The organism is Streptomyces sp. CB01201, assembly GCF_002803085.1.
Classification (GTDB): Bacteria; Actinomycetota; Actinomycetes; order Streptomycetales; family Streptomycetaceae; genus Streptomyces; species Streptomyces hundungensis.
Map to the genome: position 1 here is coordinate 205,633 of NZ_NNBJ01000012.1, position 13,794 is coordinate 219,426.

Sequence of the window (13,794 nt, forward strand, 5' to 3'; positions counted from 1 at the left end):
CGACCCGCCCCGCCAATCCCGCCCGGACGCCGTCCCCGACCGCGGCCCCCACCTCCTCGGGGGCCGCCTCCCCAGCCGGGGACGGACCGTCCGCCTCCCCGTTGTCACCGGCCTGTGCGATGCTCGGCGGCGTGGAGACCAGGTCAGTCAGCCCCGTGTTCGTCGGCCGCGCCGGCGAGCTGCGGACATTGAACGAAGCACTCGCGCGCGCCGCGGGCCCCCGGAGCGAGCCGCAGGCACTCCTCGTCGGCGGCGAGGCCGGCGTCGGCAAGAGCCGGCTCATCGAGGAGTTCACCGACGCGGCCCGCGCGAACGGCGCCGTGATCGCCATCGGCGGCTGTGTCGAAGTCGGCGCCGACGGGCTGCCCTTCGCCCCGTTCTCCGCCGCGTTCCGCGCGCTGCGCCGCCAACTGCCCGACGAACTGGCCGCGGCGGCCGACGGCCAGGAGGAGGAGCTGGCCCTGCTCCTGCCCGAGCTGGCCAGGACCGGCCCGCCCACCGCCCGCGAGGACGGCACGGCGCGCCTGTTCGAGCTCACCGTACGGATGCTGGAGCGGATCGCCGCCGAGCGGACCGTCGTCCTGGTCCTCGAAGACCTGCACTGGGCGGACGCCTCCACCCGCCATCTGCTGGCCTACCTCTTCCGCACCCTGCGGCGCGGCCGTCTCGTCGTCGTGGCCACCTACCGCGCCGACGACATCCACCGCCGCCACCCGCTGCGCCCCCTGCTCGCCGAGCTGGACCGGCTGCGCAGCGTGCGGCGCATCGAACTGCCCCGCTTCAACCGGGCCGAGGTCCACCACCAGCTGACCGGCATCCTCGCCGCCGAACCGGAACAGCGCCTGGCCGACGAGATATTCGAGCGCTCGGACGGCAATGCCTTCTTCGTCGAGGAACTCGTGGTGGGCCGCGACCCCGACGGCACCTGCCCGGACCTGAGCGACTCGCTGCGCGACCTCCTGCTCGTCCGCGTCGAGAGCCTGCCCGAGGACGCCCAGCGGGTGGTGCGGATCGCCGCCGAGGGCGGCTCCACCGTGGAGTACCCGCTGCTCGCCGCCGTCGCCCGGCTCCCCGAGGACAAGCTCATCGAGGCCCTGCGGGCCGCCGTGGGCGCCAACGTCCTGCTGCCCGCGGCGGACGGCGACGGCTACCGCTTCCGCCACTCCCTGGTCCGCGAGGCCGTCAGCGACGACCTGCTGCCCGGCGAGTGCTCCCGCCTCAACCGCCGTTACGCCGAAGCCCTGGAGGCCGACCCGTCGCTGGTCCGGGCCGACGAGCGGACCACCCGGCTCGCCACGTACTGGTACCACGCGCACGACGCGGCCAAGGCGCTGCCCGTGGTGCTGCGCGCCGCGGTGGAGGCCCGCAGGCGGTACGCCTACGCGGAGCAACTGCGGCTGCTCTCCCGGGCGATGGAGCTGTGGGACAGCGTCCCCGCCGAGCTGCGCGAGGGGCTCAGGCCCCTGGACCACGCGGGCACCTACCCGCCGTGCGGCTGCGCACCCGAACAGGCCGCTTCGCTGCGCTACCTCGATCTGCTGGCGGAGTCCGTGGAGGCGGCCCGGCTCTGCGGTGATCGCGAGGGCGCCCTGAAACTCGCCAAGCAGGCGCTGCGGCTCATCGAGGCCGGGAGCGACCTGAGCTCCGGGAACGACCCGCTGCGCGCCGCCTGGTTCTGGATCCAGCGCTCCCGCATGGTGCAGCACGCGGGGCGCGGGGACGGCTGGGCGGAGATAGCCACCGCCCAGGACCTGGTGCGCGGCCTCGCCCCGTCCCCCGTGCACGCCGAGGTGCTGGCCACGGCGGCCAGCTGGGGCATGCTCCACAAGCCCGGTCCCGAGTCCCTCGCTGCGGCCGAACAGGCCGTGGAATACGCCCGGTTGGTGCAGACCGAGGAGATCGAACTCAACGTCAGGCTGACTCTCGGCAGCCTGATGGCCGACTCGGGGTCGATCGAGGAGGGCATCGCCACGATGCGCGCGGTGATCGACCGCTCCCTGGAACTCGGTCTGGTCGGTGAGGCGATGCGCGGCCATGTGAACCTGAGCTCCGGTCTGGAGGCCGTCGGCCGCTCGGCCGCGGCCGTACGCGTCGCCGACGACGGGGTGCGCCTCGCCCAGAAGTACGGGCTGCTCGACAACGAGGCCTGGGTGCAGGCCAACCGGGCCGAATCGCTGTTCGGCCTCGGCCGCTGGGAGGAGGCCGCCGACTCCATCGAGCGGGTCCTGCGCACCGCGGTGAGCACCAAGCCGCTCGGGCTCGCCTTGCTGCGCCGGGCCGAACTCGAACTCCTGCGGGGCGAGTTGGAGCAGGCCGTGGCCTCCGTCGGCGATGCCCGCGCGGCCTTCGGCAAGTACGACCCGCTGGCCCAGCACGCCATACCGCTCGCCCGGATCGGGCTCGGCGTGGCGGCCGCCCGGGGCGGTGTCGACGAGGCCCGCGCGGAGCTGGCCCGCGCCGTGGAGCGCGGCTTCCCGCCCGGCACCCAGCGCTACGGCTGGCCGCTGCTCGTCGCGGCCGCCGCCGTGGAGGCCGATGTGCGCGGGCTCCCCTCGGCCGAGCAGGGCCGGGGCGCCGCCCTCGAACTGATCCGGACCGCGGCGAAGGAGCTGGCGACCGGCTCCTCCCTGTGCGAGGCGCTCGCCCGCGTCGTCGCCGCCGAACTGGACCGCGCCGAGGGCCGCGACACCGCGGCCCGCTGGGAGGCGGCCGTCCGGGACCTCAAGCCCCTGGAGCGCCCCTACGAACTGGCCGCGGCCTGCCACCGATGGGCCCATGCCCTGCTGGCCGAGGGCGGCGACCGCGAGACCGTGGCCACGCTGCTGCGCCAGGCCCACGCCGAGGCCGAGCGGGTCGGCGCCCGGCCGCTGCGCGAACAGCTGGAGCTGCTCGCCCGCCGGGCCCGGGTCTCGCTGACCGCCCCGGACCCGGCCGGGGCCGAGGAGCCGGCCGACCCGGTGGAGGCCCTCGGGCTCACCAGCCGGGAGCGGGACGTGCTCCGTCTGGTCGCGGCGGGCCACAGCAACCGTCAGATCGCCGAGGAGCTCTACATCTCGCCGAAGACGGCGAGCGTCCACGTCTCCAACATCCTTGCCAAGCTGGGGGTTTCGGGCCGGGGCGAGGCGGCGGCCCTGGCTCACCGCCTCAACCTGTTCGCCGAACAGCCGGCGCGGGGGCTGACGCCGCTCGGGTGACGGCCGGCTCAGGTGACGTCCAGCTCCAGGACGCGGTCGTCGCCGGGCCTGGGGGTGCCGCGCGAGTCGGTGTTGTTGGTGAGCAGCCAGAGCTTGCCGCCCCCGGCCGCGAGGACGGTACGGAGCCTGCCGTACTGACCGCCCAGGAAGGCCTCGGGACCGGCGAGCGCCTTGGTGCCGTCCAGCGGGACGCGCCACAGGCGCTCGCCCCGCAGCGCCGCGATCCACACCGAGCCGTCCTGGATCGCGATCCCGCTGGGGGAGGCCTCGGACGTCCTCCACTGGGCGACGGGATCGACGTACCCCGCCTTGCCGGCCCTGCCCTCCACTACGGGCCAGCCGTAGTTCCTGCCGGGCTCGATCAGGTTGAGCTCGTCCCAGGTGTCCTGCCCGAACTCCGCGGCCCACAGCCGGTTCTCGCCGTCCCAGGCCAGGCCCTGCACATTGCGGTGCCCGTAGGAGTAGACCAGCGAGTCCGCCTCGGGATTGCCGTACGCGGGCTGCCCGTCCGGCGTCATCCGCAGGATCTTCCCGGCCAGCGACTTCTTGTCCTGCGCGAGCCCCCGTTCACCGGTCTCGCCGGTCCCGGCGTACAGCATCCGGTCGGGACCGAACGCGATGCGCCCGCCGTTGTGGACGCTGCCCTTGGGGATCGACCGCAGGATGGTGTCCGGCGCCCCCAGCTGCTGGCCCTCGGGCCGCTGCGGGTCGTAGATCATCCGGGCGATGCGGTTGTCGGACTCGGTGGTGAAGTACGCGTACAGGAGATGGTCCGAGGCGTACGTGGGCGACAGGGCCAGCCCGAGCAGGCCTCCCTCGCCCTGGTGGGCGACGCCGGGCACGCTGCCCACGGAGGTCTTCCGGCCGGTCGCGGTGTCGACGCGCACGACCGAGCCGTCGTCGCGCGAGCCGACGAGGAGCGCGCCCTCGGGGAGCGCCACGACGCCCCAGGGCGACTTCAGCCCGTCGGTGACGGTCCTGGCCACCTTCACCGACCCCTTGGCGGGCGGTAGTTGGGCCTTCGGCGAGGCAGCCGAGGCCGCCGGGGGCGCCTTGGTGGCGGAGCCGGCGCCCTGTCCCCGCGGCTGCGCGGGCCCCGAGGAGCAGCCGGCCGCGAGCACGAGCACGGCTGCGGCCAGGGCGGTTGCCACGGTGGTACGTCGCACGGTCGGGGTTCCCTTCGCCGGGGTCGATGCGCTGGGCCCATTCTGCGGTCTCACCCCCGCGTCCGGCCGTTCCAACTCCCCTGCCGCGCACGGTTCCTGTGCTGCCCGCCCGCTCCGGCGCATCGCCGGACGCCCGCTCAGTCCCGGGCGGGCGGCAGTGCGGCCAGCTCCGCCAGGTCGAGGGGGCTCAGGGAGAGGTCCGCGGCCAGGGCGTTCTCGCGCACCCATTCCTCCCGCTTGGCCCCCGGCACCGGGACCACCTGCTGCCCGAGCCGCAGCAGCCAGGCGATGGCCACCTGCGCCGGGGTCGCCGCGTGCCGCTCGGCGACCCGGCGCAGGCCCGCCACCACGGGCTGGTTCGCGGCCATCATCTCCGCCGTGAAGCGGGGGTGGCGGGCCCGGATGTCGTCCGGTTCGAAGCCCTGGCCGGGGGTGAGCGTTCCGGTCAGGAAGCCGTTGCCCAGCGGCATCGCGGCCAGCAGGCTCACACCCCGGACCGTGCACCACGGCAGCAGCGTGCGCAGCGCCTCGCGCGACCAGAGGGACAGCTCGGCCTGCACCGCGGCGACCGGGAACACCTGCTGGACGCGGTCGAGCAGCCGCACCGTCTCCTCGTACCGGCCCACGTGCAGCCCGTGCACCCCGGCCACCGGCGCGGTCCGGCGCACCGCCCGCGCGCCCATCGCGCTGAGTCCCAGGGCCCGCACCTTGCCGGCCCCCACCAGCTCCGCCATCGCCCCCCAGGTCTCCTCGACCGGGACCTCGGGGTCGGCGCGGTGCAGCAGGTACAGGTCGATGACCTCGGTGCCGAGCCGGCGCAGCGAGGCGTCGCAGGCCCGGCGCACGTACCCGGGGCGGCCGTTGGCGACCACGTGCTGGTCGACGCCGACGAGCAGTCCGCACTTGGTGGCGACGAAGGCCTCCTCGCGGCGCTCGCGCAGCACCCGGCCGATCAGCAGCTCGTTGGTGAACGGGCCGTACATGTCGGCGGTGTCGAGCAGGTTCGAGCCGGTGTCCAAGGCGGCGTGCACGGCGCGCAGCGAGCGCTCCAGGTCCTGCTGAGAGCGGCTGTAGCCCCAGCTCATCGGCATGCAGCCGAGTCCGATCGCACCCGCCCGCAGGGCCCCCGCCCCGATTGTCCTGCGCTCCACCTGGCCGGATCCCTCCCTCGTCGCTCCCCAAACTAACCTCTGGCCGCCGACGCCCTTCGCATAGCCTCCTGACCATGACTTCCGAGGTATGGATCCCCTTCGACCCGGCCGATGTGCCGGGCCTGCCCGACTCCTTCACCTACCGGGTCTGGGACGGCGGCCCCGACTTTCCCGCGGACCCCGCCGACTGCGCCTTCTACGTCGTCCCGTACATGAAGTCGCCCGAGACCTCCGTCCGCCCGCTCGCCGGGATGACGGGCGTCCGGGTGGTGCAGACGCTGACCGCCGGCATCGACCATGTGCAGCCCGGCGTCGGACTGCTGCCGCCGGGCGTCCGCCTGTGCAACGCGCGCGGGGTCCACGAGGCGTCCACCGCGGAGCTGACCCTGGCCCTCGTCCTCGCCTCGCTGCGCGGGATCCCCGGATTCGTCCAGGGGCAGCAGCGGCAGGAGTGGCGGTCCGGTTTCTATCCGGCGCTCGCCGACAAGTCGGTGCTGATCGTCGGGTACGGGTCGATCGGGGCGGCCATCGAGGACCGGCTCGCGCCGTTCGAGTGCGCGCGGGTGGCGCGCGTCGCGCGCTCCTCGCGCGCAACGGAGCGCGGCCAAGTGCACGCACTGACCGACCTGCCCGCGCTGCTCCCGGAGGCGGACGTCGTCATCGTCTCCACGCCGCTCACCGAGCAGACGAAGGGCCTGGTGGACGCCGAGTTCCTGGGCCGCCTCAAGGACGGGGCGCTGGTGGTGAACGTCGCCCGCGGGCCCGTCGTGGACACCAAGGCGTTGCTCGCCGAACTGGAGTCCGGCCGGATCCACGCGGCACTGGATGTCACCGACCCCGAACCGCTGCCCGTGGGGCATCCGTTGTGGCGGGCGCCCAACGTTCTCATCAGCCCGCACGTGGGGGGATCCAGCTCCGCCTTCCTGCCCCGGGCCAAGCGTCTGCTGGCCGCTCAGCTCACCCGCTTCGCGGCCCAACAGCCGCTCGCCAACGTGGTTCTGACGACGGATCAGTAACTCTCTGGAGCTATTCGGGTGCACCGGGTGCCTTCGTGACTCCATGCTGTCACGGAGCGTATAAGGGCTATGTCCCTGAGTGACGAGACTGGTGTATCGTCCCGACCGGGGCCCGCTGCCGTGCGTCTACGGCGCGGGGAGCGATCACGGCGAGGGGGGCGACGGGCGATGCACGGCCAATGGACGAACGATCCGACGCGGTGGAGCAGCCGGCGGCGGCCCCGTCGCGGGCAGCGCGCGGCGATGCGCCGCGATGGAGCGGCACTCGCCGGGGCGATAAGCGGCACAACGACCAACGGCGGCCAAAATCACGGCTCTTGGGCCGCGAATCCCGGCACCCGGCCCCGGCCGGGCGGGACCACGGCCAGGCCCCGGTGGCGCGGAGCGGTCCGGTGAGCGCGCCGGGAGCGGTCCTGACCCGGCCCCCCATGACCGGAGGTGGCGGAACCGGCATGGTTTCCCAACTCGTCCTCGCGGTGATCTGTGCCGGATATGCCACCGGCGCATTCCTCGGCTGGGGCTCGCCGCAACTCGCCCAGTTCATGGGCGACTTCGGGCTCTCCGCCGCGGCGCTGATCGCCGCGGTCTCCTGCTTCCGCTACGCGCGTGGCGGGGCGACCGGCAGCGAGAGCAGCTTTCGGCCGGCCTGGCTGCTGTTCTCCTTCTCCTCCGCCATGGCCGCCTGCGGCAACGGCGTCTGGGGCTTCTACGAGGTGGTGCTGCGGCGGCAGGTGCCCACCCTCTCGGCCGCGGACTTCTTCTTCCTCTGCTTCGCGCCGCCCGCCATCGTCGGCCTGCTCGTCCTCGCCAAACGCCCTGTCACCAGGGCGGGTTGGGTGTGTCTCGGCCTCGACTCATGGCTCATCGGCGGCTCCCTGCTCACCCTGTCCTGGAGCCTCGCCCTCGCCCGCACCGCCCGGCAGGGCGAGGGCGAGGGAGTGGCCCACGCCACCCTCGCGCTGGCCTATCCGCTGCTCGACATCGTGCTCGTCAGCATGGTGCTCGCACTGCACTTCCGGCGCTCCTCGGCCAACCGGTCCGCCGTGAACACCGCCATCGCGGCGCTCGCCCTGACCGTCCTGTGCGACGCCCTGTTCACCTCGCCGCTGCTGCGCCAGCACTACCGCTCGGGGCAACTCCTGGACGCCGGCTGGTTCGCCGGCTCCCTGCTCCTCGCCTACGCCCCCTGGGGCGCCCGCCGACTGCCCGCCGCGCCGCCGCGCAGGCCCGCCGTCGCCCCGCGCGGAGCCCGCCCGGCCCCCGGCCGGCCGCGCCCGCAGCCGGTGGCGACCCGGCCGCTCGCCAGCTCGCTGGCCGCGCTCACGCCGTACCTCGCGGCAGCCGTGTGCACCCTGGGCATCCTCTACAACGTCATCGAGGGCCACCGGGTCGACCGGATGGTCGTGTTCACCGGCTGCACCGTCGTGCTCGCCCTGGTGGTCCGCCAGGGGATCATGCTGCTCGACAACATCGCGCTCACCCATGAACTGGCCCAGAAGGAGAACCACTTCCGCTCCCTGGTGCAGGGTTCCAGCGATGTCATCATGATCGCCGCGCCCACCGGCATACTGCGGTACGTCAGCCCGGCGGCCGCCGGTGTCTACGGGCGGGACGCCGAGGAGCTGGTGGGGTCCGAACTGGCCTCGCTCATCCATCCCGAGGACCTGGGCCGGGTGGTGCACGAAGTGCGCAGGTTTCTGGCGGCGCCGCCCGCCGAGGAGCCCACGACGCGGATCGAGTGCCGCTTCAAGTCGGGGACCGGCGAGTGGCTCAACGTGGAGTCCACCGTCAACCGCCACCAGGGCGGGCTCATTCTCAACAGCCGTGACGTGACCGAACGGGTGCGCCTCCAGGCGCAGTTGGAGCACAACGCCGAACACGACCCGCTGACCGACCTGCCCAACCGGGCGCTGTTCACCAAGCGGGTGCGCAAGGCGCTCGGCGGCCGCCGCACCACCGACCCGGGCACCGCCGTGCTCTTCATCGACCTCGACGGCTTCAAGCAGGTCAACGACACCATCGGCCACCAGGCCGGCGACGAACTGCTCATCCAGGCCGCCCGCAGGCTCCAGGACTCGGTACGGGCCGGAGACACCGCGGCCCGGCTCGGCGGGGACGAGTTCGCCGCCCTCATCCTCGGCGACGGCACCCGCGACCCGGCGGCCCGTGAGTACCAGGTGCGGGAGATCGCCGACCGGCTGCGCCTGACCCTGTCGCAGCCGTACCTGATCGACGGCAACGACGTCCGGGTCGCCGCCTCCATCGGCGTCGCGTTCGCCGAGCCGGGCGTCGGCGCCGGGGAACTGCTGCGCAACGCCGACCTCGCGATGTACCGCGCCAAGAAGGGCGGCAAGAACCGCGTCGAGATGTACGCCCCGCAGATGCAGGCCGAGGTCGTGCGCAAGACCGAACTCGCGGCGCGGCTGCGCAGCGCGCTCAACGAGGGCGAGTTCGCCGTGCTGCACCAGCCGGTCGTCGACCTCGCCACCGGCGAGGTCGCCGCCGTCGCGGCCCAGGCCCGGTGGCGGTCGGCCCAGGGCATCCTGTTCACCCCGGCCGAATTCCTCCGGGTCGCCGACGAGAGCGAGCGCGCCGCCGAGCTCGGCCGCTGGCTGCTTGAGGAGGCCGTGGAGCAGGCCGCCGAGCGGCGCAGGGCGGGCCATGCCGCGCCCGTCTCGGTCCGCCTCTCGGCCCGCAGGCTGCTCGACAAGTCGATGCCCATCGGAGCGGTGGAAGCCCTCCTGGGCAGGCACGGGCTGCCCTCCGGCGCCCTGATCATCGAGCTGGCCGACAGCGACCCGAGGATTTCCTTCGACGAGCTGGAGCGGCACCTCGTGGGCCTGCGCCGGCTCGGCGTGCGGATCGCGCTCGACGGGTTCGGCAGCGGCTACGCCGCGATCAACGCGCTGCGCCGGCTCCCCGTCGACGTCCTGAAGCTGGACCGGGGACTGGTCGAGGGTGTCGTCGAGTCGGCCCGCCTCCACAAGATCACCGCCGGGCTGCTCCGGATCGCCTGCGATCTCGGCATGCAGTCGGTGGCCGACGGAGTGGACGTGCCGGAGCAGGTCCTGGCCCTGCGCGCCATGGGGTGTACGCATGGGCAGGGCATGGCGTTCTCCGGTCCGCTCGACGAGTTCCGGCTGCGCAGGGCCCTGCTGAGGGGCGAGTATCCGGTGCCGGGCGGGGCCGCGCTGCCCGTGCTCAGTGGCCGGAGCGGACCGCTGCTGGGCTCACATAATGAGACGCCCGTCCCACCTACTTGACACCACCAGCGCGCCGGGGGGAGGGTCAATGCCATGCGCACCCGAATTCTCGTACTTGGAAAGCGCGTCGGCTGAAGCGGAGCCCCTGTGGGCTCCGCAGACCGCACCCGACGCGCTCCCCTCGCTTGCCTCGCGGCACGAGGGGTTTTTTGTTGCACTGGCACCCCTCAAGCACCACCGCGATCTCGACTAAACCACCGCAAAAACCCTCAGCTTCGAGAAGAGAATGCCGATGACCGAGCAGGCCACCGGGGCCCACCATCCGCAGCCGCGGCCCCGTAACGGCGGACACCAGTCCGCGACCGTTGAGCACGTCACGGGCGCGAAGTCCCTCATCCGTTCTCTTGAGGAAGTCGGGGCGGAGGTCGTGTTCGGGATCCCCGGCGGCGCCATCCTGCCGGCGTACGACCCGATGATGGACTCCACCCGGGTCCGGCACGTGCTGGTCCGCCACGAGCAGGGCGCGGGCCACGCGGCCACCGGATACGCCCAGGCCACCGGCAAGGTCGGCGTGTGCATGGCGACCTCGGGTCCCGGTGCCACCAACCTGGTCACCCCGATCGCCGACGCCCACATGGACTCGGTGCCGCTGGTCGCGATCACCGGCCAGGTCTCCTCCAAGGCGATCGGCACGGACGCCTTCCAGGAGGCGGACATCGTCGGCATCACCATGCCGATCACCAAGCACAACTTCCTGGTCACCAAGGCCGAGGACATCCCGCGCACCATCGCCGAGGCCTTCCACATCGCCTCGACGGGGCGCCCGGGCCCCGTCCTGGTCGACATCGCCAAGGACGCCCTCCAGGCGCAGACCACGTTCGCGTGGCCGCCCACGACCGACCTGCCGGGCTACCGACCGGTCACCAAGCCGCACGCCAAGCAGATCCGCGAGGCCGCCAAGCTGATCGTCGCGGCCAAGCGCCCGGTCCTGTACGTCGGCGGCGGCGTCCTGAAGTCCGGCGCCACCGCCGAACTGAAGGTCCTCGCCGAGCTCACCGGAGCGCCCGTCACCACCACCCTGATGGCGCTCGGCGCCTTCCCCGACAGCCACCCGCTGCACGTGGGAATGCCCGGCATGCACGGTGCGGTCACCGCCGTCACCGCACTGCAGAAGTCGGACCTGCTCATCGCGCTCGGCACCCGCTTCGACGACCGCGTCACCGGCAAGCTGGACAGCTTCGCGCCGTTCGCCAAGGTCATCCACGCGGACATCGACCCGGCCGAGATCGGCAAGAACCGCGAGGTCGACGTGCCGATCGTGGGCGACGCCCGCGAGGTCATCGCCGATCTGGTCCAGGCCGTCCAGGCCGAGTACTCCGAGGGCCACCGGGGCGACTACACCGCCTGGTGGAAGGACCTCAACCGCTGGCGCGAGACCTACCCGCTGGGCTACGACGAGCCGAACGACGGCACGCTGTCCCCGCAGCGCGTCATCCAGCGCATCGGCGAGCTCGCGGACGCGGACACCATCTACGCGGCCGGCGTCGGCCAGCACCAGATGTGGGCCGCGCACTTCGTCAACTACGAACTGCCCGCCACCTGGCTGAACTCGGGCGGCGCCGGAACCATGGGCTACGCGGTGCCGGCCGCCATGGGCGCCAAGGCCGGTCAGCCGGACCGGATGGTCTGGGCGATCGACGGCGACGGCTGTTTCCAGATGACCAACCAGGAACTGACCACCTGCGCGCTCAACAACATCCCGATCAAGGTCGCCATCATCAACAACGGCGCGCTCGGGATGGTCCGCCAGTGGCAGACCCTGTTCTACAACCAGCGCTACTCCAACACCGTGCTGCACTCCGGCCCCGAGGACGGCGTCGCCGAGCAGGGCAAGCCGAGCGGCGGCACCCGCGTCCCCGACTTCGTCAAGCTGTCCGAGGCGATGGGCTGCTACGCGATCCGCTGCGAGCGCCCCGAGGACCTCGACAAGGCGATCGAGGAGGCCAACTCCATCAACGACCGCCCCGTCGTGATCGACTTCATCGTCCACGAGGACGCCCAGGTGTGGCCGATGGTCGCCGCCGGCACCTCCAACGACGAGGTCATGGCCGCCCGCGGCGTCCGCCCCGACTTCGGCGACAACGAAGACGACTGAGAGCTGTAGGAAGAGGTAAGAGGCTCATGTCCACCAAGCACACGCTCTCGGTCCTGGTCGAGAACACCCCCGGCATCCTGGCCCGGATCGCCGCCCTGTTCTCCCGCCGCGGCTTCAACATCGACTCGCTCGCGGTCGGTGTCACCGAGCACCCCGACATCTCCCGCATCACCATCGTGGTCAGTGTCGAGGACCTGCCGCTTGAGCAGGTGACCAAGCAGCTCAACAAGCTGGTCAACGTCCTGAAGATCGTCGAACTTGAGCCCAGCGCTGCGATCCAGCGCGAGCTCGTCCTGGTGAAGGTGCGTGCCGACAACGAAACGCGCTCCCAGATCGTCGAGATCGTCCAGCTGTTCCGCGCCAAGACCGTGGACGTCTCGCCCGAGGCCGTCACCATCGAGGCCACCGGCGGCGCCGACAAGCTGGAGGCGATGCTGAAGATGCTGGAGCAGTTCGGCATCAAGGAGCTCGTCCAGTCCGGCACGATCGCCATAGGGCGTGGCGCCCGGTCCATCACGGACCGCTCGCTGCGCGCCCTGGACCGCAGCGCCTGAGCCCCGCCGGCACGGGCCCTGACCCGCCCGTATCGCGAGACTCACCCATTCCTTACTCACCCCCACCGATACGGTGGACGCAACACCAGCACACCAAGGAGATTTCCCAGTGGCCGAGCTGTTCTACGACGACGATGCCGACCTGTCCATCATCCAGGGCCGCAAGGTCGCGGTGATCGGTTACGGCAGCCAGGGCCACGCCCACGCGCTGTCGCTCCGTGACTCGGGTGTCGACGTCCGCGTCGGCCTGCACGAGGGCTCCAAGTCCAAGGCGAAGGCCGAGGAGCAGGGCCTGCGCGTGGTGACGCCGTCCGAGGCGGCCGCCGAGGCCGACGTCATCATGATCCTGGTTCCGGACCCGATCCAGGCCCAGGTCTACGAGGAGTCCATCAAGGACAACCTGAAGGACGGCGACGCGCTGTTCTTCGGCCACGGCCTCAACATCCGCTTCGGCTTCATCAAGCCCCCGGCCAACGTGACCGTCGCGATGGTCGCGCCCAAGGGCCCCGGCCACCTGGTGCGCCGCCAGTACGAAGAGGGCCGCGGCGTGCCGTGCATCGTGGCCGTCGAGCAGGACCCGCAGGGCAACGGCCTGGCGCTGGCGCTCTCGTACGCCAAGGGCATCGGCGGCACGCGGGCCGGCGTCATCAAGACGACCTTCACCGAGGAGACCGAGACCGACCTGTTCGGTGAGCAGGCCGTGCTCTGCGGTGGCACCGCGGCGCTGGTCAAGGCGGGCTTCGAGACGCTGACCGAGGCCGGCTACCAGCCGGAGATCGCTTACTTCGAGTGCCTCCACGAGCTGAAGCTGATCGTGGACCTCATGTACGAGGGCGGCCTGGAGAAGATGCGCTGGTCGATCTCGGAGACCGCCGAGTGGGGCGACTACGTCACCGGCCCCCGGATCATCACGGCCGACACCAAGGCCGAGATGAAGAAGGTCCTCGCCGAGATCCAGGACGGCACGTTCGCCAAGAACTGGATGGACGAGTACCACGGCGGTCTGAAGAAGTACAACGAGTACAAGACCCAGGACTCCGAGCACCTCCTGGAGACCACCGGCAAGGAGCTGCGCAAGCTCATGAGCTGGGTGCAGAACGACGAGGCGTAGGCCTCCTGCCGACGGGGTCGGGCACACCACCGGTGTCCGGCCCCGTCGGCTTCGCGCCGCTCTGGACACCACGTCCAACCACCATCGGGTGATCCTGCCGCCACGGCGGAATTCCTCCGGGGGAGCGGCACTAGACTGCTCAGCAACACCTACGCGTCAGGCCCACAGCGTCGTGCGTCTTCCACGCGGCTAGCTAGCCCCTCCACCGCCTGCGGCCGTCGGGACGGCCGTCCGCAAAGGATTC

At 72.1% G+C, this 13,794-nt stretch carries 8 protein-coding genes; 6 read left to right on the forward strand and 2 right to left on the reverse strand.

Translation table 11 applies throughout. The annotated features are described in order from the left end of the window. Window positions 1–119: 119 nt before the first annotated feature. Window positions 120–3,194, forward strand: coding sequence for a helix-turn-helix transcriptional regulator (locus CG740_RS25405; RefSeq protein WP_100577577.1), 3,075 nt, complete (start codon window positions 120–122; stop codon window positions 3,192–3,194). An 8-nt stretch (window positions 3,195–3,202) separates the two neighbouring features. Here the strand turns inward: CG740_RS25405 and CG740_RS25410 are convergent, their stop codons facing one another. Together CG740_RS25410 and CG740_RS25415 are read right to left on the reverse strand one after the other, a co-directional pair. After that, window positions 3,203–4,360 carry a PQQ-dependent sugar dehydrogenase gene (locus CG740_RS25410; RefSeq protein ID WP_234376478.1) on the reverse strand — a complete coding sequence of 386 codons (1,158 nt, stop codon included), beginning with the start codon at window positions 4,358–4,360 and terminating at the stop codon, window positions 3,203–3,205. A 137-nt stretch (window positions 4,361–4,497) separates the two neighbouring features. Next, a complete protein-coding gene (locus CG740_RS25415) occupies window positions 4,498–5,511 on the reverse strand; it encodes an aldo/keto reductase (protein WP_100577579.1) in 1,014 nt (337 codons plus the stop codon). A 74-nt stretch (window positions 5,512–5,585) separates the two neighbouring features. On the opposite strand from CG740_RS25415, the gene CG740_RS25420 reads away from it, so the two are divergent. The 5 genes from CG740_RS25420 to ilvC all read left to right on the forward strand — a co-directional run bounded on the left by CG740_RS25420 (window position 5,586) and on the right by ilvC (window position 13,550). Next, a complete protein-coding gene (locus CG740_RS25420) occupies window positions 5,586–6,527 on the forward strand; it encodes a 2-hydroxyacid dehydrogenase (protein ID WP_100577580.1) in 942 nt (313 codons plus the stop codon). A 392-nt stretch (window positions 6,528–6,919) separates the two neighbouring features. After that, window positions 6,920–9,790: a putative bifunctional diguanylate cyclase/phosphodiesterase gene (locus CG740_RS25425; RefSeq protein WP_100577581.1), complete on the forward strand. Its 2,871-nt coding sequence runs from the start codon at window positions 6,920–6,922 to the stop codon at window positions 9,788–9,790. A 226-nt stretch (window positions 9,791–10,016) separates the two neighbouring features. Continuing rightward, a complete protein-coding gene (locus CG740_RS25435) occupies window positions 10,017–11,885 on the forward strand; it encodes an acetolactate synthase large subunit (RefSeq protein ID WP_100577583.1) in 1,869 nt (622 codons plus the stop codon). Window positions 11,886–11,911: 26 nt separating this feature from the next. Next, window positions 11,912–12,439: an acetolactate synthase small subunit gene (gene ilvN, locus CG740_RS25440; protein WP_100577584.1), complete on the forward strand. Its 528-nt coding sequence runs from the start codon at window positions 11,912–11,914 to the stop codon at window positions 12,437–12,439. Window positions 12,440–12,548: 109 nt separating this feature from the next. After that, window positions 12,549–13,550 (forward strand): ketol-acid reductoisomerase, encoded by a 1,002-nt coding sequence (ilvC, locus tag CG740_RS25445; RefSeq protein WP_100577585.1) that lies wholly within the window; start codon window positions 12,549–12,551, stop codon window positions 13,548–13,550. The last annotated feature ends 244 nt before the right edge of the window (window positions 13,551–13,794 follow it).